At 61.4% G+C, this 20,521-nt stretch carries 18 protein-coding genes; 12 read left to right on the top strand and 6 right to left on the bottom strand.

The window, feature by feature from the left end; genetic code table 11:
* Nucleotides 1–6 precede the first annotated feature (6 nt).
* The 4 genes from RWK44_RS02900 to lpdA all read left to right on the top strand — a co-directional run bounded on the left by RWK44_RS02900 (nucleotide 7) and on the right by lpdA (nucleotide 3,535).
* Entirely contained in the window at nucleotides 7–756 is a 750-nt protein-coding gene (locus RWK44_RS02900) for a DUF4241 domain-containing protein (protein WP_222009754.1), read from the top strand.
* Nucleotides 753–1,283 carry a hypothetical protein gene (locus RWK44_RS02895; protein WP_316028341.1) on the top strand — a complete coding sequence of 177 codons (531 nt, stop codon included), beginning with the start codon at nucleotides 753–755 and terminating at the stop codon, nucleotides 1,281–1,283. The genes RWK44_RS02900 and RWK44_RS02895 overlap by 4 nt, the downstream gene beginning before the upstream one ends.
* Nucleotides 1,280–2,032, top strand: a complete 753-nt coding sequence (locus RWK44_RS02890) for an SDR family oxidoreductase (RefSeq protein ID WP_168329272.1) — start codon at nucleotides 1,280–1,282, stop codon at nucleotides 2,030–2,032. Before RWK44_RS02895 ends, RWK44_RS02890 begins: the two co-directional genes overlap by 4 nt.
* A 96-nt stretch (nucleotides 2,033–2,128) precedes the next feature.
* Nucleotides 2,129–3,535 carry a dihydrolipoyl dehydrogenase gene (gene lpdA, locus RWK44_RS02885; protein WP_168283369.1) on the top strand — a complete coding sequence of 469 codons (1,407 nt, stop codon included), beginning with the start codon at nucleotides 2,129–2,131 and terminating at the stop codon, nucleotides 3,533–3,535.
* Nucleotides 3,536–3,664: 129 nt separating this feature from the next.
* Here lpdA and RWK44_RS02880 read toward each other — a convergent pair whose 3' ends face one another.
* Nucleotides 3,665–4,741, bottom strand: coding sequence for a TraB/GumN family protein (locus RWK44_RS02880; RefSeq protein WP_222061659.1), 1,077 nt, complete (start codon nucleotides 4,739–4,741; stop codon nucleotides 3,665–3,667).
* A 184-nt stretch (nucleotides 4,742–4,925) separates the two neighbouring features.
* A complete protein-coding gene (locus RWK44_RS02875) occupies nucleotides 4,926–5,861 on the bottom strand; it encodes a tyrosine recombinase XerC (RefSeq protein ID WP_131663216.1) in 936 nt (311 codons plus the stop codon).
* Nucleotides 5,862–5,999: 138 nt separating this feature from the next.
* Between RWK44_RS02875 and RWK44_RS02870 the strand changes: the two genes are divergently transcribed.
* Nucleotides 6,000–6,950 carry a GNAT family N-acetyltransferase gene (locus tag RWK44_RS02870; protein ID WP_316028340.1) on the top strand — a complete coding sequence of 317 codons (951 nt, stop codon included), beginning with the start codon at nucleotides 6,000–6,002 and terminating at the stop codon, nucleotides 6,948–6,950.
* A 69-nt stretch (nucleotides 6,951–7,019) separates the two neighbouring features.
* Here the strand turns inward: RWK44_RS02870 and RWK44_RS02865 are convergent, their stop codons facing one another.
* The 3 genes from RWK44_RS02865 to RWK44_RS02855 are packed head-to-tail and all read right to left on the bottom strand — an operon-like array spanning nucleotide 7,020 to nucleotide 10,548.
* Nucleotides 7,020–7,952 carry a dihydrodipicolinate synthase family protein gene (locus RWK44_RS02865; protein WP_316028339.1) on the bottom strand — a complete coding sequence of 311 codons (933 nt, stop codon included), beginning with the start codon at nucleotides 7,950–7,952 and terminating at the stop codon, nucleotides 7,020–7,022.
* A 14-nt stretch (nucleotides 7,953–7,966) separates the two neighbouring features.
* Complete coding sequence (locus RWK44_RS02860; protein ID WP_316028338.1) at nucleotides 7,967–8,839, bottom strand: amidohydrolase family protein; 873 nt, start codon at nucleotides 8,837–8,839, stop codon at nucleotides 7,967–7,969.
* Nucleotides 8,836–10,548, bottom strand: coding sequence for an IlvD/Edd family dehydratase (locus RWK44_RS02855; RefSeq protein WP_316028337.1), 1,713 nt, complete (start codon nucleotides 10,546–10,548; stop codon nucleotides 8,836–8,838). Before RWK44_RS02855 ends, RWK44_RS02860 begins: the two co-directional genes overlap by 4 nt.
* A 239-nt stretch (nucleotides 10,549–10,787) precedes the next feature.
* On the opposite strand from RWK44_RS02855, the gene RWK44_RS02850 reads away from it, so the two are divergent.
* Both RWK44_RS02850 and RWK44_RS02845 read left to right on the top strand, forming a co-directional pair.
* Nucleotides 10,788–11,813, top strand: coding sequence for a Gfo/Idh/MocA family protein (locus tag RWK44_RS02850; RefSeq protein WP_316028336.1), 1,026 nt, complete (start codon nucleotides 10,788–10,790; stop codon nucleotides 11,811–11,813).
* A gap of 132 nt (nucleotides 11,814–11,945) precedes the next feature.
* A complete protein-coding gene (locus RWK44_RS02845) occupies nucleotides 11,946–12,617 on the top strand; it encodes a GntR family transcriptional regulator (RefSeq protein WP_168310283.1) in 672 nt (223 codons plus the stop codon).
* A 56-nt stretch (nucleotides 12,618–12,673) separates the two neighbouring features.
* Here RWK44_RS02845 and RWK44_RS02840 read toward each other — a convergent pair whose 3' ends face one another.
* Entirely contained in the window at nucleotides 12,674–14,302 is a 1,629-nt protein-coding gene (locus RWK44_RS02840; protein ID WP_168283376.1) for a GH39 family glycosyl hydrolase, read from the bottom strand.
* A gap of 349 nt (nucleotides 14,303–14,651) precedes the next feature.
* Between RWK44_RS02840 and RWK44_RS02835 the strand changes: the two genes are divergently transcribed.
* From RWK44_RS02835 to RWK44_RS02815, 5 genes are all read left to right on the top strand, one after another.
* Nucleotides 14,652–16,553, top strand: a complete 1,902-nt coding sequence (locus RWK44_RS02835; RefSeq protein ID WP_168283377.1) for an ABC transporter substrate-binding protein — start codon at nucleotides 14,652–14,654, stop codon at nucleotides 16,551–16,553.
* 67 nt (nucleotides 16,554–16,620) lie between these two features.
* Complete coding sequence (locus RWK44_RS02830; protein WP_003543481.1) at nucleotides 16,621–17,625, top strand: ABC transporter permease; 1,005 nt, start codon at nucleotides 16,621–16,623, stop codon at nucleotides 17,623–17,625.
* Between the two features lie 6 nt (nucleotides 17,626–17,631).
* Nucleotides 17,632–18,489 carry an ABC transporter permease gene (locus RWK44_RS02825; protein ID WP_168268754.1) on the top strand — a complete coding sequence of 286 codons (858 nt, stop codon included), beginning with the start codon at nucleotides 17,632–17,634 and terminating at the stop codon, nucleotides 18,487–18,489.
* Nucleotides 18,490–18,505: 16 nt separating this feature from the next.
* Nucleotides 18,506–19,528 (top strand): ABC transporter ATP-binding protein, encoded by a 1,023-nt coding sequence (locus RWK44_RS02820; RefSeq protein ID WP_410056125.1) that lies wholly within the window; start codon nucleotides 18,506–18,508, stop codon nucleotides 19,526–19,528.
* Nucleotides 19,525–20,415 (top strand): ABC transporter ATP-binding protein, encoded by an 891-nt coding sequence (locus RWK44_RS02815; RefSeq protein ID WP_221946039.1) that lies wholly within the window; start codon nucleotides 19,525–19,527, stop codon nucleotides 20,413–20,415. The genes RWK44_RS02820 and RWK44_RS02815 overlap by 4 nt, the downstream gene beginning before the upstream one ends.
* The last annotated feature ends 106 nt before the right edge of the window (nucleotides 20,416–20,521 follow it).

Raw genomic sequence — 20,521 nt, 5'->3', positions numbered from 1 at the left:
TTTTCGATGCGGAACCGGATCATGCGAGCGGCGCGCCTTCTTTTTTGCGCTGCCGCCGCGCATGTCCCGGTCTCCGCATCGGCTGCCGGCTGGGATATCGGCAAGGCAAGCAGCAATTTCGAGCTGGTGGCGCTTGGCGATGCCGAGCTTTCCGGGCGGTCGATCGGCGTCATCCATATGGGCAATGTCGAACTGACCTCGGGGCGCATCGTTGCCGCCGATCCGCTGGCCCAGCCCGACCGTCCGGCACTCGCAAGAACGGTTGCGCCCGGCGAGTATCCGGTGACGCTCTACCAGGCGTTCGGGCGCATCGCCGCTGCCAGCATGCGGTTTGCCGAGGGCAAGCCGGATCGTTGGGAGCTTGCGGTCCTGCCAGGGCAGGACCCGGCGACGCTGAAGGACGGCGAGATCTTCGGCTATCCCGTCGATGCCGGCCTCGGCTGCTACATGGATGCCGATACGCTTGATTTGATCGGAGAGCGCGAGGCCCAGGTGCAGGCGCAGAAACCAGATTCCGACGTCAACTATTACGACGACGTGTTGGCGTCGGACCTCGACGCCAACAAGGGCATCTATGCGCTGCATCGGCCGGTCGCCGGCAGACGAGGCAATGTCGCGGTGTTCTGGAGCGGCTGGGGCGACGGTTTCTATCCGGTTTTCTGGGGGCTCGACAGGGATGGCCGCGCGTTGGTGCTGCTGACGGATTTCAGCGTTGTCGAGAATGCCGACGGGCGCAAGGAGCCGAAGCTGCAATGAGCGGAAGGACCGGGATCACGACGAGACGGACAGGCGTGGCTGCAATCGCAGCCGCCGCGTTTTTTGTCTTTCCGGCATCCACCTTCGGTGCCGCATGCAAGCAGGAGCAGGCCGTCTACGTCGATCGCGACGGTGCCTATGAATTGCGCTTTGCACCGCTGAATTCTCCATCGGCCGCCGCCAGCAACCAGTTCAAGTTCAGCGCGCTGAAGACACCTGTCGTGATGGAAGGTTATGTCATGCCATCGGAAGATCCGGTGCGCGCCATCGGCATCTTGATGTTCAACTGCCCCGAGGGTGATGCGACCGGCGCCGATCTCAATGCCTGCACGGTCTGGCAGGGCGCCGTCTATGGCATGGATGCCGAGGGCGAGATGAACAATCTGCAGCCCGAAGGTGCGGCGGCGGCTGAAAAACTCGTGCTTCCCGGCCTTGGTCCTGCCATCCGCGAATCCAGCGCCTGGGGCGAGGGCAAGGCCGTGGTGGCACCCTGGGACGTGCTGACATTTAAGGAGTGTGCGACATGAGCGATGCACCTGTTGTTCTCATTACCGGCGGAAGCCGGGGTATCGGCGCCGCGGCTTCACGGCTCGCCGCGCGCCAGGGCTGGCGTGTCGCGGTGAACTACGCCGCCAACCGTCAAGCTGCGGATGCCGTCGTGGCTGCGATTGTCGCGGATGGCGGCGAGGCCGTGGCGATCCAGGGCGATGTCGGTAAGGCTGCGGATATCGTCTCGATGTTCACGGCAGTCGATCGGCAATTCGGCCGGCTCGACGGGCTCGTCAACAATGCCGGCATCGTCGATTATCCCCAGCGCGTCGACGAGATGTCGGTAGAGCGGATCGAGCGCATGCTGCGCGTCAATGTGACCGGGTCGATACTCTGCGCGGCAGAGGCCATACGCCGCATGTCGAGCCGGCATGGCGGCAAGGGCGGGGCGATCGTCAACATCTCGTCGATGGCGGCGATCCTCGGTTCGGCGACGCAGTATGTCGACTATGCCGCCTCGAAGGCGGCGATCGACACGTTCACCGTCGGGCTGGCGCGTGAGGTCGCAGCCGAGGGTATCCGCGTGAATGCGATAAGGCCCGGCGTCATCGAAACCGACCTTCATGCCTCCGGCGGCCTGCCGGATCGGCCACGGGAGCTGGCGCCCTCGATCCCGATGCAGCGCGCGGGCACGCCCGAGGAGGTGGCCGATGCGGTCCTCTATCTTCTGTCACCTTCGGCCTCCTATATCACCGGCGCGATCCTCAATGTGAGCGGCGGCCGCTAGAGCAACGGGCGAAAAACAGCATGCAGTATATTATCGAATTCCTCGGCCTGATATCGCGCGCGGCCGATTAAACAAAAATCCAAAGGGAAAGAAGCAATGTCCTACGATGTGATCATTATCGGAACCGGTCCGGGCGGCTATGTCTGCGCCGTCAAGGCGGCCCAGCTTGGCCTTAAGGTCGCCGTCGTCGAAAGGCGGGCGACCTATGGCGGCACCTGCCTGAACGTCGGCTGCATTCCGTCGAAGGCGCTGCTGCATGCCTCCGAAATGTTCCATCAGGCCGGCCACGGGATGAGCGCCCTCGGTATCGACGTCCCGGCGCCGACGCTCAATCTCGGCAATATGATGGCCCACAAGGATGCGACGGTGAAGTCGAATGTCGACGGCGTCGCCTTCCTCTTCAAGAAGAATAAGATCGATGCCTTCCAGGGTACCGGCAAGATCGTCTCGGCCGGCAAGGTCTCCGTCACCGCCGATGACGGCAAGGTGCAGGAAATCGAAGGCAAAAACATCGTCATCGCCACCGGCTCCGACGTCGCCGGCATTCCCGGCGTGCAGGTCGAAATCGACGAAAAGACCATCATCTCGTCCACCGGCGGCATCGCGCTGGAAAAAGTGCCGGAAACGCTGATCGTCGTCGGCGGCGGCGTCATCGGGCTCGAACTCGGTTCCGTCTGGTCGCGCCTCGGCGCCAAAGTCACCGTCGTCGAATATCTCGACACCATCCTTGGCGGCATGGACGGCGAAGTCTCCAAGCAATTCCAGCGCATGCTCGCCAAGCAGGGCATCGATTTCAATCTCAGCGCCAAGGTCACAGGCGTCGAGAAGGGGGACACGGGCGCCAAGGTCACCTTCGAGCCGGTCAAGGGCGGCGACAAGGTGACACTCGATGCCGAGGTCGTGCTGATTGCCACCGGACGCAAGCCCTATACGGCGGGGCTTGGCCTCGAAGAGGCCGGTGTTACGCTCGACAATCGCGGCCGTGTCGAGATCGACGGCCACTACAAGACCAATGTCGACGGCATCTACGCGATCGGCGATGTGGTCAAGGGGCCGATGCTGGCGCACAAGGCGGAAGACGAGGGCGTGGCGCTTGCCGAAATCCTCGCCGGACAGCATGGCCATGTGAATTACGAGGTCATTCCGAGCGTCGTCTACACCCAGCCGGAAATCGCTTCCGTCGGCAAGACCGAGGAAGAGCTGAAAGCGGCAGGCGTCACCTACAAGGTCGGCAAGTTCCCCTTCACGGCGAACGGCCGGGCGCGTGCGATGCTGGCGACCGACGGCTTCGTCAAAATCCTTGCCGACAAGGAAACCGACCGGGTGCTCGGCGGCCATATCGTCGGCTTCGGCGCCGGCGAGATGATCCACGAGATCGCAGTGCTGATGGAATTCGGCGGTTCGTCGGAAGATCTCGGCCGTACCTGCCACGCGCATCCGACCATGTCGGAAGCGGTGAAAGAGGCTGCGCTCGCAACCTTCTTCAAGCCGATCCATATGTGATCTTACATATTCGCAACAACGCATGCAGCCGCTTGCCGTGAGGCAGGCGGCTGTTTTATTGGGTGCGTATCGGCGCTTTTGGAAAGCAGCGTGCCCGGTCGAACGACGACCAGCTGGCCGCCGGCGGCCTCAGTTCACCGCAGTCACGGTGAAGCCCTGCTGGCGCAGCAGTTCGATGACGCCGTTCTTGCCGGGCAGATGCAGGGCGCCGACGGCCATGAAGACGTTGCCGCTGTCGAGGATGGGCGCTGCGCGCTCGGCCATCACCTTGTTGCGGTCAAGGATCACGCGCTGCTCGAAAGCGGCATAATCGCTGTTTTCGCCTTCTTCCTCCGGTGTCACGGTTTTCAGCATCGGCATGGTCATGCCGATGTCGCCGGAGAGGTAGAGGTCGGTCATCGTCTCGACGACATCGCTCATCTTGTCGCCGAGTTCCAGCGTCTGGATCAGCGATTTCAGATGGAACTCGACCGGCAGATCGGCCATGGCCTGGATCTGCTCGGCAAGGGTTTCAAGCCCTTTGACCTGTTTGCCCTGAGCAATGGCATCGGTGGCGATCTTCTGGTCGAGGAACTTCGCGCCTTTTGCCTTGCGGGCGATTTCGCAGGCCGGCAGGGCGACGGCGCTCGAAATCATCCAGGGCCGCATCCGGGAAACGGCGCTGATCGGGATGCCGCGTTGCTTGAGGCCGGTTTCGAGACGCTTGTAGTCCTCGGGAGAAAGCAGCTTGTCGATCGTCGTGCCGTCGGTGAACATCGTCAGTTCCGGCTTTGCGAGCAGGGCGGCGGTCGCCTTCCGCTCATCGAGGATCTCGTCGGATTCGATGATGATCGTGTCGGCGGCGTCGTGGGCTGCCTGGGCGCGTGGCGGCAGGGCCAGCACGCGCGGATCGGTGACATGCATGCTGCCGAGCAGCCACGAGGGTGCAAGGCCCGGCTTCTCGATCTTCCAGAAGATGCCCTTGCCGTTCGGCGTGGCGTCGGCTTCCTTCAGCGCCTCTGCGTAGCGGGCAGGGTCGTTCTGCTGCAGTTCGACCATCAGGTTGCGGCCGGTGCAGGCGACATCTTCGGCCGCCGCCGGCCTTGCCGTCAGGAAGGCGGCAAACAGGGCGGCAAGAAGCAGCATGTGAAAGGCCGCGATCAGCCAGAGCAACAGATTGGCCGGCACTGCGAGGTAAGACGTCCGGCGGCCGATTGATGTCGTCATGATGGATGTTCCGATCACATGCTCTATAGGCTTCATGCTCTACGCCCGGCTTGCGCATATTCCTTTAAGAGAATGCCTTAACGAGAGCTTAAAGCGCCTCACATTCAATCGCATCCATGCGATGCGCTGTAAGCCTATGCATGTCGTTGCCCCAAAACCGCTGCGCACTTTTGGGCGACATCCATTACGCTCGCGGATGCGCGCGATCATACACCTCGAGCAGCCGCGATGCATCGACGCCGGTATAGACCTGCGTTGTGGAAAGGCTGGCATGGCCGAGCAATTCCTGGATGGTGCGCAGATCACCGCCGCCGGCAAGCAGATGGGTGGCGAAGGAGTGGCGCAGTGCATGGGGTGTCGCCGTCTCCGGCAGACCGAAGGCGCTACGCATCTTCTGCATGGTGCGCTGGATGATCGCTGCCTGCAGCTTGCCGCCGCGGGCGCCGCGAAACAGCGGTTCTGCGCTTTCCAGATGGTATGGGCAGAGCGCTCGGTATTTCTCGACGGCGTCGAAAACCACAGACAGCAGCGGCACCAGCCGCGTCTTGTTGCCCTTGCCGGTGATGCGCAGCGTCGTTGCGCCCTTCTGTAGGTCGGCGGGAGTAAGGTCCAGCGCTTCGGAGATGCGCAGGCCGCAGCCGTAGAGCAGCGTCATGACCGACGCGTCGCGCGCCGCAATCCAGGGCTCGTCATGGAGCTGGGCTTCATCGCTGACGACGGTGATCGCCTGGGTGTCCGACAGCGGCTTGGGTAGCGATTTTGGCTGTTTCGGCGAGCGCACCGCGGCAGCACCGGCGGCATTGACCAGGCCCTTCTTTTCGAGATGGCGCAGCAGCGAGCGAAGACCGGCGAGATTGCGGCCGAGCGAGCGGGCGCCGGAGCCCTGCTTGCGCCGGGCCGCCAGGAAGGCGCGGAAATCGGCGGGGCGCAATTCCCTGATATCGCGGAGCGTCGCCGGGCCAGCGAGATGGCCGGTCAGAAAGGTGAGAAACTGGCGGGTATCGCGCTCATAGGCGTCGAGCGTGTGCTCGGAAAGACGGCGCTCACGGGCGAGGTTTTCGAGCCACGCTGCCCGTTCCGCCATCAGGCGCTGATCGGCGATAACAAGCAGTTCGTTCACGTTGCGGGCCTTGATTTTGCCTTCAAGTCCGCCAATTTGGAGCAGGAACAGTTATGGAATTGCTAATGCCGGCCAAGCCATTGTCATCCTTCGATCATATTCTACTGCGATAGCTTATACCCATAGACAGGATCTTTCATGGCACGGCGCGATTCCATGACGGCTTTCGGACAGCTCGCGGAAGCGATCGCTCTCATTTCACAGGGAAAGCCCGGTCATATCGTCGATACGCTGATTGCCGAACGCGGCCAGAGGATCGTGAAAAATCCGCTCTGGCCGGTCATGCGGCCATTCCTCTATACGCTGCTGCGCTACAACAAGGCTCTCGAGTTCGCCAATGCGGTCGCCAAAATGCCGGGCTTCCAGTCGTTCGAATATCTGAGCGACGTGCTGAAACTCGACATCGGCCTCATCAATGGCGAACGCATTCCCGATACCGGCGGCTTCATCCTCGTCAGCAACCATCCGACCGGCATCGCCGACGGCGTTGCCGTGTTCGATCTTTTGAAGGCGCGACGGCCGGACATGATGTTCTTTGCCAATCGCGATGCCATCCGCGTCAATCCGCGCTTTGCCGAGATGATCATTCCCGTCGAATGGCGGGAGGAGCATAAGAGCAAGCTGAAAGCGCGCGAGACGCTGCAACTGACGAACCACGCGGTCAAGGAAGGCAAGGCGACAGTGCTCTTTCCTTCAGGCCGCATCGCCTATTGGGCGAACGGCCGGCTGAATGAGCGTCCGTGGAAAACCTCGGCCGTCGGGCTGGCGCGCAAATACAATCTGCCGATCCTTCCCGTTCATATGACGGCACGCAACTCCGGCCTGTTCTACTGGCTGGCGAAATGGTCGACGGAGCTTCGCGATATGACCGTGTTCCACGAACTGCTGAACAAACGCGGCGACCGCTTCGATTTCGTCATCGGCAATCTCATTCCGGCCGAACATCTGGATGGCGACCTCAACGAGGTGACGAAGGCGCTGGAGAAACATACGGTGCACGACATGGCGAGAGATGGTGACGCGAGTTTCGTGCCGGTCGGCCTGCCGGTTGCGGCGCCGCGCCGCGAGATTCCGGTTCCTGCAGTCTAACCACCGGCATTGCCATGACGATCGATATCCGCAGCGATGATCCAGCGGCTTCGGATTTACGCCGGTGCGTTACGCCCCGATCTCCTTGAGGCGGATGGCCTGGCGCGCCAGCAAGCGCTCGACATCGGCAATATCGAGCGCCGAGAGCTTGGCGCCCGGCTTGCGCAAGGTGGCGGACTTGATCACGCCGCGCTTGGCAAGCACATATTTGCGCGAGGCAAGACCGATGCCCTGCTGCTGTTCGTAGCGGGCGAGCGGCAGATAGGCGTCAAAGATCGCATGGGCGCGATCGGGATTTCCGGCGGCATAGGCCTCGACGACACCAACCATCATCTCCGGATAACAAAAGCCGGTCATGGCGCCATCGGCGCCGCGGCTCATCTCTTCGGGCAGGAAAAGCCCGCCATTGCCGCAAAGGATGGAGATGCGCCGCATGGCGCCCTTGTCGCTGGCGGCGCGAAGTGCCGAGATCTTCGACAGACCCGGCCAATCTTCATGTTTGAGCATGACGCAGTTCGGCACCTCGTTGACGATGCGCTCGATGACCTTGGGCGCAATCGTCACGTTGGTGGTGAGCGGATAATCCTGCAGCACGAAGGGCGTATCGCCTAGGGCCTCGCCAACCGACTGGTAGAAGGCGAAGGCCTGATCGTCGGTCTTGACGGTCCAGGGTGGCGCGACCATGACGCCGGCGGCACCCTCACCCATGACGGCTTCGGCGAGTTCGCTCATCGGCGCAAGCCCTGGCGCCGAAACGCCGACGACAACAGGAAGGCGCCCGTCGAGGCGCTTCAGCACCCGTTCGACAACTGTCCGCGATTCCTCGGCGGTCAGCTTCGGAGCCTCGCCGAGCTGACCAAGCACCGTCAGGCCGGTGACACCGGCGCCCTCGTAGAAATCGACCATGCTGTCTATGCTGGCGAGATCGAGCGCGCCGTCATCGGTGAAGGGGGTTACGGCGATCACATAGACGCCCTTGGCATCTTCAGTCAGTCTGGCCATTGGTGCTCTCCAATTCAGCGGCCGAAGAACAGCGCTTCGGCATTTCGAACAAAAATCTTCTCAGCAATCGCGGGGTTGTCGATGGCGGCATGCATGGTCTCTACCAGCTCGGCGTCATCGGGCATGCCGTCCCACAATTCGGTGTGCGGCCAATCGCTGCCCCAGAGCAGCCTCTCCGCATGGCTGGCGGCAAGAGCGCAGGTGACCTCGGCAAAACCGTCGTAATTCACGTCCTTCGTCAGACGATAGGGCGCGGTGACTTTGACGTAGGCCTCGGCTCTGTCCGTCAGTCTTTTCAGGGCATCGACATGCAATGATCTCGTCTCTCTGGCAAGCGGAATGAAGCCGAGATGGTCGATGACGATGGGCAGGCGGATGCCGGACAGCGTTGCCGCAATATCGGGAAGTTGTTCGGGATTGATCTGCAACTGCAGCGACCAGCCGAGAGGGGCAATGCTTTCCGCCAGTGTTCTGGCGGCGGCGAGTGGGAGGCCGCCCTTGTTGCGCGTATTGATCCGCACGCCGCGCACGCCGAGCCGGTCGAGCCGCTCTATCTCGGTTTCTGCGGTTTCGGGATCGATGACGACGATGCCGCGCAGACGATCTGGATAGGCGGCCAGCGCCTCGAGCAGCACCCTGTTGTCGAGGCCATAGACGCTTGGCTGCACCAATACGCCCCTGTCGATGCCGAGGCTGCCGGAGAATTCGATCCAGTCGGCAATCGTCGCGATGTCAGGCGTGTAGCTGCGTGGCGTGTTGAGCGGAGCGCCGACGCGAAAGACGTGGAAATGCGTATCGACCGTGCCTTGCGGCAGTGCCGCCCGCGGCAGCCGCGTCAGCGGCCGGCGGGGCAGGCAAAGCGGTGCGTCCATATCAGCGGCGCTCATCGCGCGTCGAGCTCCTCGCTTTGCAGGAAGTCGAAGTCGGCGCCTTCGTCGGCCTGGAGCACGCGTTCCTGATAGAGCTTCGCATAGCCGCGCGACGGCGCAGGGGAAGGCCGATTGACGACATCAAGCATGCGGCGATCGAATTCCGCCTGGTCGATATCGAGGTCGATGCGCCGGCCCTCGACGTCGAGGCGAATACGATCGCCGGTGCGGATGATCGCCAGAGGACCGCCATCGGCAGCCTCAGGCGCGATATGGAGGATGATCGTGCCGAAGGCCGTGCCGCTCATGCGGGCATCGGAAATCCGCACCATGTCCTTCACACCCTGCCGCGCGAGCTTGCGGGGGATGGGTAGATAGCCGGCTTCCGGCATGCCGGGCGCACCCTTTGGTCCGGCATTGCGCAGGACCAGGATGTCATCGGCATGGACGTCGAGATCGTCGCTGTCGATGCGCAGCGTCATATCCTCGACGGAATCGAAGACCACGGCGCGTCCGATATGCTGGAGCAGCTCCTTGGAGGCAGCCGACTGTTTGATGACGGCGCCGCGCGGCGCGAGATTGCCGTACAGGACGGCGATCGTTCCGATCGGCTTCAACGGTTTCTCGACGGTGCGGATGATGGTCTGGCCCGGTTCGTCGATGACATCGTCGATGATCTCGCCGATCGTCCTGCCGTAGACCGTCGGGGCGCTGCCGTCGATTTCATGGCGCACCGCCTTCAACAGAGCCGGGACGCCGCCCGCCTCGTGGAACTGCTCCATATAATGCTGGCCGGAGGGCTGCAGGTCGACGAGCAGGGGAATGCTTCGGCCCAGGCGGTCGAGTTCGGCCATGTCGAGGCGCAGGCCGAGGCGGCCGGTGATTGCGGCAAGATGGACGACGGCATTGGTCGAGCCGCCCATCGCCTGCAGCGCGACGAGACCGTTGCGGATTGCCTGCGGCGTCAGGATATCGCGCACGGTTGGGGAAGCCTCATCCATGGCGAGACGTGCAGCGACACGGCCCGTCTCCTCGGCAAGGCGGACCCGTTCGGATTCGACGGCGGGTGCCGAACCGGCGCGGGGAAGGCAGAGCCCCATGACCTCGGTCAGGTTCGCCATGGTGCTCGCCGTGCCCATCACCGTGCAGGTGCCGATCGAGCTGGCCAGCTTGTTGTTGACCTCGGCGATCTCGGCCTCGTCGATCTCTCCGGCGCGGAAGCGCCCCCAGAAACGGCGACAATCCGTACAGGCGCCAAGCCGTTCACCCTTGTGGTGGCCGACGGCCATCGGGCCGGTCGGCAGGAAGATCGCCGGTATCTCGCTGCTGGCGGCCGCCATGATCTGGGCCGGCAGGGTCTTGTCGCAGCCGCCGATCAGGACGACGGCATCCATCGGCTGGGCGCGGATCATCTCTTCCGTTTCCATCGCCATCAGATTGCGCAGATACATCGAGGTCGGCGAGGCAAAGCTCTCGTGGATCGAGATCGTCGGAAACACCATGGGCATCGCACCCGCCAGCATCACGCCGCGTTTGGTTGCCTCGATGAGTTGCGGCACATTGCCGTGACAGGGATTGAAATCACTGTAGGTATTGGCGATGCCGACGATCGGACGGTCGAGCGCATCGTCCGAATAACCCATGGCCTTGATGAATGCTTTGCGCAGGAAAAGGGAGAATCCCTGATCGCCATAACTCGTCAGCTTGCGGCGAAGACCGTTCGACAAAGCTGTTCCTCCCTCGCCAAATTGATCCATGGCCGTGGCGTCAGGGTAGAGGGATACCGATGATTGTCAATAAATAAGATGGCGCCATTGTATCGTATTTTTGGATTTCTTCAGTGATCGCCATAGAATATAATGAAAATCTCCGAAATTCGTGCTTTCGCTCGGCAGTCAGGTGATTGGCTTTTGCGGTGAAACAGGGTAGATTATTGATAAATTGAATTGAACATAGAGGAAGCGCCGTGATGGGAATGGAGCGACGGCGTATCGGCATTATCGGCGCCGGCTGGGTCAGTGCCTACCATCTGCCTGCATGGATGCGGCAATCGGAACGAGCCGAGGTCGTGGCGATTGCCGATCCGTCGCCGAGCGCCATCGAAGCTCGGCTTGCCGCCTTCGATATCGCGCACCACTATACAAGTGCGCAGGCGATGCTGGATGCCGAGCAGCTCGATGCCGTTGATATCTGCGCGCCGCGGGAATTCCATGTCGAGTTGGTCCGGCTGGCGGCGGCAAAGGGCCTCGACATCATCTGCCAGAAGCCGCTGGCACCCTCCTATGGCGAGGCGATCGATCTGCTGGCAAGCCTTCCCAACATGGGCAGGTTGATGATCCACGAGAACTGGCGGTTCCGCGCCTATTATCGGCGGATGAAGGCATGGCTCGACGAGGGGCTTGCCGGCGAGATCCGCCAGGTGCAGTTCGAATTCCTGTCCAGCGGCATGATCGCGGATGCGGAGGGAAAGAGGCCGGCGCTGATACGCCAGCCGTTTTTCCGGATGCAGCAGCGATTGCTGGTCATGGAAGTCATGATCCATCATCTCGATACGCTGAGATATCTTCTGGGCGAGTTGGAGGTGGTCACTGCGCGGCTTGAGAGGAGCAATCGCGATATCGTCGCGGAGGATGTCGCAAGCGTCGTCCTGCGCCGGACGAGCGATGGCATTCTCGTCACCATCAATGCCAATCTCGCGGTGCATGGCGCGCCGCCGTCGCCGCGCGATCACTTACGCATCTTCGGGGCGCGCGGCACGCTCGAACTTGATGGCAATCTGCTCTCGGCTGAGGGTGCGCAGCAGCGCCGGGAAAGCTTCGATCCTGACGAGACCTACCAGGGCGCCTATGACGCGACCATCGCGCATTTCCTCGACAGCCTCGATGGAAAGGTGGCGATGGAGACATCGCCGGGCGATAACATCAAGACGCTTGCTCTTGTCGAGGATATCTATCGCCTGAGCCGGTTCGACCCGGAACGCAATCCACTGTAACATGGCCTGCCGTTAGAGCGCCGCGCGTCCGACAGGACGCGCTAAGGACGCTCTACCACATTAAATTGGCGCATAATCCTTTTCCGAAAATCGACTTCGATTTTCGGGGTTATGCTTCAGAGGAGATGACATTTGCAGACGCTCAACGAAAGCCGCGAAGACGGCATCGAGCATGATGATCTAAGCATTGCCCGCGCGCTGGAGGAGGACATCATTTTCGGGCGGCTAGCGCCCGGAACCCGCCTGACTGAAGACGCGCTTCTTGCCCGCTTTCACGTCACGCGCCATTTCGCCCGGCAGGCGATCGTGCAGCTCGAGACAATGGGCATCGTCGTTCGGGAGCGCAACAAGGGGGCGACCGTGCGTTCGCTGACGGCCCGCCAGGTCCAGGAAATCTACGATGTGCGTGAATTGCTGCAACGGCAGGCGGCTCTGTGGATAAAGCTGCCGGCACCCGAGGCATTGATCGAGGAACTGCTGGCTCTGCACGAGGAGCATGGCCGCCACATCGAATCCGGCTATCTCAGGGGTGTGCACGAGGCCAATGACAAATTCCACCTGACGCTCTTCGGCGCCTGCGGCAATGCGCATCTGGTGCAATCGATCGAGCTCTATATGCGGCTCAGCCTGCCGGTGCGCGCCAATTCGATGTCGAGCAAGGAATCGCTGCGCATCTCGCATGAGCACCACCGGCTGATGATCGAGATGCTGCGCGGTGGGGATAACTGGGTTCTCGCCCAGCTCTGCGTCGACCATCTGCAGCCGAGCAAGAAACGTTATCTCGCCTATGTCAGCGAGAATTGACCGGGTCGTGTGAAAGGGAGCGCAAAATTTCGATTGCGCTCCCTTCGCCTACCGGCTCACCAATCGAGGCGCAGGAGAGACACGCCCTGACGCGGTAGGGAGACCTTGAGGGCGATCTTGCCGTCATCGACCTTGACCGACGCCTCACCGTCGATTTCGGCGAGCTTTCCCGAGGCTTCCAGCCTGGCATAGTCTTCGCCGGCCGGATTCTGCGGCTTGCCCATTGTCTTCCAGACGCCGAAGGCGTTGGAATGCTCCTCGTCCATCCTGAAATGCTTGAGCGAGGCGGACATGTCGCCCCAGCCGTCGAGATTGACCGTGATGTCTGCGGACGGCCCGGCTTCATCATCGTCGTGGTAGTGCCAGAGCAGAATGGAAACACCCTTGTCGTCGCGGGTCGCCACGACATTGACATCGGGCTTGCCGCGAACGCCATGGCTCATGATATCTTCGATATCACGGCGATAATCGCTTTCCGATTCCAGCCATTCGCCGCCGAGTTTGCCGAGCATGCGGAAGCCGTTGAGAACAGCCTTGTCGACGCCGTTGGTGGCAAGATCGCGGAAGCCGTCGAAATAGGGCTGGTCGTCGAAGAGGAAGGCCCAGGTGACCGCGCCTTCGATGTGGATGTTGGCGCGTCTTGCGAGCTCATAGGTGCGGATCATGCTTTCGACGACATAGACGCCGTAGAGCGGGCCGTTGCGATAACCGTTCTGGGGATGGACGCGTGCAGAGCAGGCAGCACAGCCTTCCGGATCGGATTCGCCGATCACCACGGGCAGGTGGCGGAGTTCCGGAAACTCATTGATGATGGCAAGGTTCGTCTCGATGTCGCGGAGCTGCTTGTGCAGGCCCATCCGCACGTGACCCTCGTAGATCACCGGATTGCCCTTGGCGTGGAAGGCGAGGAAATCGATCGGCGACTTGTTGTCGACCACATGCTTGAGGAAGGCGCGCAGGAAGGTCTGGGCCTTTTCATTGGCAAAGGCGCCGCAGGTATGCGGCCCGCCGACGCGGGCCTTCGGAAGCGCGCGCTTCAAGGCCTTGGCGCTGACGTCATACATTTCGCAAAATTGCGGGATGGTGCCGGTCCAGTAGTGGCCGTCCGGCTCGTTCCACACTTCCCATGGCCAGCTTGAAACGACGTCCTCGCCATATCTTTCGGCCAGATGGCGCGCCCATGCTTCGATCAGGTCGCCCCATTTCTTCAGGTCCGTCGGCGGGGCCGTCCAGCCGGTGGTGATCGTTGCGTATTTGTCGGCCGGCTCCCATTGGTGGCGATAGGGACCGTCGAAATCGGAGAGCGCTTCGGGCGTGAAGCCGATCTGAATCAGCGGAATATTGCCGGCTTCGACATAGGTGTCGAAGATCTTGTCGATGATCGTCCAGTCGTAGACCGGATTGCCGTACGCATCCTCGGCATACGCATTGGTCGAACCCCATTTGAGGGCAGGCAGGCCATCGCCGCTGGTCAGAAGATTGTGCGCGCGGATGCGGGGCGGCTCGGGGCTGAGTTCTGTGAGTTCCTTGAGCAGCTTCCTGCCGTGCGGGGAGTAAGTGTAGTTCGGCTCGTCGTAGCCGAACCAGTTCCACAAGGGCTCGTACTTGCCGGTCGGCCGGTTGGCGTGAACGGAGATTGTCACGTCATAGGGGCTGCTCATCCTAGTGTCCTCTTGAACGGTCATACCAAAGCCTCCTCCCGAAAGCAGCTGACCTGTCTGATGATGAAGTGCGGCCTCTTGGGAGGGGCGCCGCGCTCGCCGCAAAAGCTAAGCGAAATGCTCTCTTTGTCAATAATATAAAAAAGCAGAACATCGCTATGCGTCAAAAACGCTTGAAAATGCGCAATTATTTATGGCTGGCAAAATTATCAGTTGCCGTTTCTCAAAAAATTGTCGATAACTGCGGCGTGAGTTCGCTCGCCGCCGAGGAGTGCATGTGCCCCGGGCACGTGCAGGTGGGGTTCGCTGGACGCTATCGTCAATTGATTACGGGAAGCGCTCGCCGTGGCGAGTTAAGGAGGAGGAACATCCGATGAAGTTCCGTAAATATGCAGCCATTGCCTTATTGTCGCTCGTGGCCCTTCCGGCATTTGCTCAGGATTTCATTGCCGGCATACCGCGCAACGAAACGCTGATCATCCAGGGCACGCCGCAGCAGAACGCCGACTGGTTCAACCTCTGGGCTCCGGGCGGCGGGGCGGCGGCAAACATCAACGGCCTGCAGCAGCTGACCACCGATACGCTGTGGTTCATCAATCCAGAGGGCGGCAAGGATGCCTGGCAGAATGCGCTGGCCAGCGAACCGCCGAGCTACAATGCCGATTTCACCGAGATGACGGTGAAATTGCGCAAAGGCATCTTCTGGAGCGACGGTGTCGAATTCACCAGCGACGACGTGGTCTATACCGTGCAGACGCAGATCGATCATCCCGGCATGGCCTGGAGCGCGCCCTTCACCGTCAATGTCGCGAGCATCGAAAATCCGGATCCGCAGACGGTCGTCTTCCATCTGAAAAAGCCGAACTCGCGCTTCCACACGCTGTTCACCGTGCGCTGGAATGCTGCCTGGATCATGCCGAAGCACGTCTTCGAGAAGGCCGCAGATCCGCTGTCCTTCAACAACAATCCGCCGGTTTCGCTCGGGCCCTACCAGCTGCAGAGCTATGACAAGGGCGGCAACTGGACGATCTGGAAGCTGCGCGACGACTGGCAGCGCACGTCGATCGGCCTGGCTGCGGCACAACCGCCTGAGGTCAAATACGTCGTCTATCGTGCGGCCGGCAATCCGGAAGCTCGCGTCATCGAACAGCGCAACCACAATCTCGACGTCATCAACGACATGGCGCCCGAGGGCATGTTCTCGATCATGCGCGACAGCAAGAGCACGGCCTCCTGGCTGAAGGGCTTCCCTTTCGCGCATCCGGACCCGACGCTGCCTTCCGTTCTCTTCAATACGAAGAAGGCGCCCTTCGACAGCAAGGACGTGCGCTGGGCTCTCGCTCTGCTGATCGATATCCGCGAAGTGGCCCTCGGCTCCTACCGCGGCGCGGCCAATATCGCCGCCCTTGCCACGCCGCCGACGGGTTCTGCCCCGGACGATTATTATGCACCGATGCAGGACTGGCTGACGAATTTCGAGCTCGACACCGGATCCCGGAAGATCAAGCCTTACGATCCGAACATCTCGGCGCAGATCGCCAATATGGTGCGCGGCCAATGGGCCGATCAGATCCCGACCGATCCGGCCAAGCTGCAGCGCACATTCGGCTTCGGCTGGTGGAAGAAGGACGCTGAGGCTGCAACCGAGCTGCTGCAGAAGGCAGGCTTCAAGAAAAGCGGCCGCCAGTGGGTGAAGCCAGACGGCACGCCCTTTACGATCCGCCTGCAGGTGGAAGGCGATGCCATCCCGACGCTTGCCCGCGCCGGCACGGTGATTGCCCAGCAATGGACGCAAGCCGGCATCGCCACCAAGGTCGATGTCGCCGGCCCGACCAATGGCCAGCGTCTCAGCACCGGCGATTTCGAGGCGGCGATCTACTGGAGCATCGAGACCTGGGGCGGTCATCCCGACCTCTCCTTCTTCCTCGACAGCTATCATTCGGAGTTCATCAAGCCGGTCGGGCAGATCCAGCCGCCGCGCAATCTGCAGCGCTGGCAGGATCCGCGTCTCGACCAGATCATCGAGCGCAATCGGTCGATCGCCTTCGATTCGCCCGATGTCGCCAAGCTCGGCCAGGACTTCCTGAAGCTTGCCGTCGAGGAAATGCCGATGATCCCGCTGATGGCCTACAACAAGTTCGCACCCCTCGATACGACCTACTGGACCAACTATCCGAGCGCCGACAATCCCTATTCGGCCTCGGGTCCGAACTGGTCGAACATTCGCTACATGGTGGTCGGGCTGAAGGCCAATCCGGATGCGCCGAAGCCTTGATCGAGGCACAACAAAGGAAACAGCCGGCCGCCGGCTGTTTCGGTTCTGCTATTGAAAGGTCGATGTCATGAACGGCTTTCTGATCTATGCGGCAAAACGCTTTCTGCAATTTCTCTTTGTGGTCTTCACCGGCATCACGCTGGCCTTCCTGATCGCGCATTTTTCGCCGGTCGATCCGATCGAGCAGACCGTATCGCTGTTGACGAGCTTCGGCTCCACCGATCCGCAGGCCGTCGAAATCCTCCGCGAATCGCTGCGCGAGCTCTACGGCACCGGCGGCCCGCTGCTGGAGCAGTATTTCACCTTCTGGGGCCGTGTGCTGACCGGCGATTTCGGCCCGTCGCTTTCCTCTTTTCCGACCCCCGTCATGACCGTGATCGGCCGGGCGCTGCCCTGGACGGTCGGGCTTCTGACGCTCGCAACGATCATTTCCTGGATCATCGGTAATTTTCTCGGTGCGCTTGCCGGCTATTTCCGCAGCAGCAAGCTGCTGAAGGTCGCCGGCATCGTCATCATGGCGCTGCAGCCGATCCCGACCTACATCATCGGTCTCAGCCTGGTGATCCTCTTCGGTTTCATCTGGCCGATCCTGCCGATCAGCGACGGCGCGCAGGTCAATCTCGCGCCGGCCTTCAACTGGGCCTTCATCAGCTCGGTGATCGAACACGGCATCCTGCCGGCCCTGACCCTCGTGCTCGTCGGCATCGGCGGCTGGTTCATCTCGATGCGCTCGCTGGTTTCCAACATCGTCACCGACGATCACGTCGTCTATGCCGAGCTTGGCGGCGTGCGCTCGCGCAGCATCTTTTCGCAATATGTGGCGCGCAACGCCATGCTGCCGCAGGTCACCGGCCTGGCACTCAGTCTCGGCAACGTCTTCGGCGGCGCCGTCATCGTCGAGTTCGTCTTCAATTATCCAGGGATCGGCAAGCTTCTGATCTCCGGCATCTATTCCGGCGATTACAGCCTCGTGCTCGGTGTCACCACAATCGCCATCATCGCGGTTGCCGCCGCGGTCTTCGTGATCGACATCATCTATCCGCTGATCGATCCACGCGTGAAACTGGGGTAATCCGTGATGTTCAAAGTCCTCAGAGACCTGCTGCGCTACAACAAGGAGTTCCTGCTCGGAACCATCCTGATCTCTATCATCCTGGCGCTGATCGTGGCGTCGTTCTTCTCGCCCTATGACGAGAATGCTATCTATGTCGTCGCGCCCGACATGCCGCCTTCGGCCGAATTCTGGCTCGGCACCACCTCGCGCGGCCAGGAGGTTTTCTGGCAGATCGCCGCCTCGATGCGCAATACGCTGTTCTTCGGTATCATCGTCGCCTTCGTCAGCCGCATCATCGCCATCGCCGTCGGGCTGATCTCCGGCTATATCGGCGGCCGGACCGACCAGATCATCATGGCGGTCAACGATACGCTCGGCGCACTGCCGAACATTCCGATCCTGCTGCTTCTGGTCTTCGTGCTCCGCGACCAGATGACGTGGTTCATGCTGGCGATCACCGCAGCGCTGCTCGGATGGACGCACGACAGCCGCCTGATCCGGTCCGTCGCCCTGTCTCTCCGTCAGCGGGAATTCACGCGGCACGCGGTCTTCTCGGGCATGCGCACACGGCAGATCCTCATCCGCGAACACCTGCCCTATGTCATGCCGATCGTCTTCTTCACGACGATGAACAACATGATCTGGGCGATCGGTCTCGAGGTAACGCTCTCGGTGCTCGGATTTTCCGACATCAACCGGCCGACGATCGGCGGCATGATCTACTGGGCCAATGCGCATTCCGCGATGGTATCGGGCATATGGTGGTGGGTCGCTTTTCCGATGCTCTTCGTCGTCATCCTGTTCCTCGGCCTATTCATGCTCGCCATGTCGGTGAACGAATATATCGACCCGCGCTCGCGGCTCGCCCGCATGGGAGCTTGAGGAGATGCAGAACCTGATGAGGACGCAGCCTTTGACCCTTGCCGAAAACGCCACGGACGCGCTGACGATCGACAGGCTGAAATGCTATTACGTCAATGATTATTTCGGCGTGCGGCGGGAGATCCGTGCAGTCGACGATATCAGCCTGACCATCCGCAGAAACGAGATCTACGGCATTGCTGGTGAATCTTCGAGCGGCAAGACATCGCTGATCAAGACGCTTGCCGGCGCCATCCGTCCGCCGATGCGCGTCGTCGGCGGAACGGTGAAATTCAATTTTGCCGACGGTCCGATCGATGTCTATGGCGAACCGAATAAGATGAAGGCGGCACGCTGGCGTCACCTTTCCTACATCATGCAGGGTTCGATGAACGTGCTGAACCCGGTCAGAAGGGTCAAACACGCCTTCACCGATTTCGCCTCCCGCCATATCAACCTCGATCCCGCCGGCTTCCGGGCGCGCGTCGAGGCGCACCTTGCCAGGCTGCATCTCGATCCGCATGTGCTCGAGGCTTTTCCGCACCAGCTTTCCGGCGGCATGCGCCAGCGTCTGACGATTGCTCTCGCCACCGTCTGCGAGCCGGAATTCATCATCGCCGACGAGCCGACGACGGCGCTCGACGTGCTCGTGCAGCAAGACGTTCTGGCGCTGATCAAGGAAGTGCAGGCCCGCATGCAATCCTCGGTCATTTTCGTGACCCACGACATGTCGGTGCATGCCGCCATCACCGATCGGCTGGCCATCATGTATGCAGGACGGCTGGCGGAGGAGGGGCCGACGCAGGCGATCTTCGACAATCCCCAGCATCCCTACACCGTCCATCTGATCGGCAGCTTGCCGCGCATTGGCGACGTCTCGACGCGGAAGAGCCTCAGGGGCAAGCCGCCGGCACTTTCGGATCCGCCTTCGGGATGCCGCTTCCATCCACGCTGTCCGATCGCGATCGACAAATGCGCACGTGAAGTGCCGGCCATGCTGCCGAGCGCCACGGGAGGAAGGGTCGCATGCTTCCGTGCCGGGGAGTATCAGATCCAATGAGCAGTAATTTCCTTCTCGAACTCGACCATGTCACCAAGCTCTTTCCGATCGGCGGTTTCTTCTCGCGCGAAAAGATGAAGGCGGTCGATGATGTCAGCTTTGCCCTTGCCGCCGACAAGCCCGAGATATTCACGATCGTCGGCGAATCCGGCTCCGGAAAATCGACGCTGGCGAAGATGATCCTCGGCAGCGAAAAGGCCGATCGGGGCAGCATTCATTTCGACGGTACGGATGTGAAGGCGGTACGGTCCCGCAGGGATCGCGAAGCCTTCATGGCCAAGGTCCAGCCGGTCTTTCAAAATCCGTTCGAAGCTTTCAATCCGCTGACGCGGATCGACGAGTATCTGCTGGCCACCGCCCATCGCTTCAAGGGAGCAAAGAGCCGCGCCGAGAAAGAGGCGCTTGCCGACGTTGCCCTCCAACGCGTCGGCCTGTCGATGGCGGAGATAAAGGGTCGCTTCTCACACGAGCTTTCAGGCGGCCAATTGCAGCGCATCGCCGTCGCCCGTGCGCTGATACCCGAGCCGAAGCTGATCGTGGCGGACGAGCCGGTCTCGATGGTCGACGCATCGCTGCGCATGTCGATCGTCAATCTCTTCCGCGATCTGCGCGATGCACTCAACGTCTCGATCGTCTACATCACCCATGACCTTGCGACCGCCTATTACATTTCCGACCGCGTGGTGATCATGCGCAAGGGCGTGGTGGTGGAGAGCGGCGATGCCAGGGACGTGCTGGAACATCCGAAACATGCCTATTCGATCGCGTTGAAGAACGCCGTTCTGCCGCCCAACCCGCGCGAGGCATCGGCGATCCTGCGCCTGCGGCAACGCAATGCCGAGACAAGTGAAGCCACTTCCGGCAGTGGCGACCGCCTTGCCAGATGAAGCGCAATTTTTGAGCTTCACTGTTTAAATCGTCGCGGCGACCTGGAACGCGTCGCTCCGTCTTTGCGGTTCCAATTCCATCGATTTGCGGGCATGGTCTCGCGCA

This window comes from Rhizobium sp. 25PS6, from assembly GCF_032464655.1.
In the GTDB taxonomy this organism is placed as follows: Bacteria; Pseudomonadota; Alphaproteobacteria; order Rhizobiales; family Rhizobiaceae; genus Rhizobium; species Rhizobium laguerreae.
This window is presented reverse-complemented; position numbering and strand designations above follow the sequence as displayed.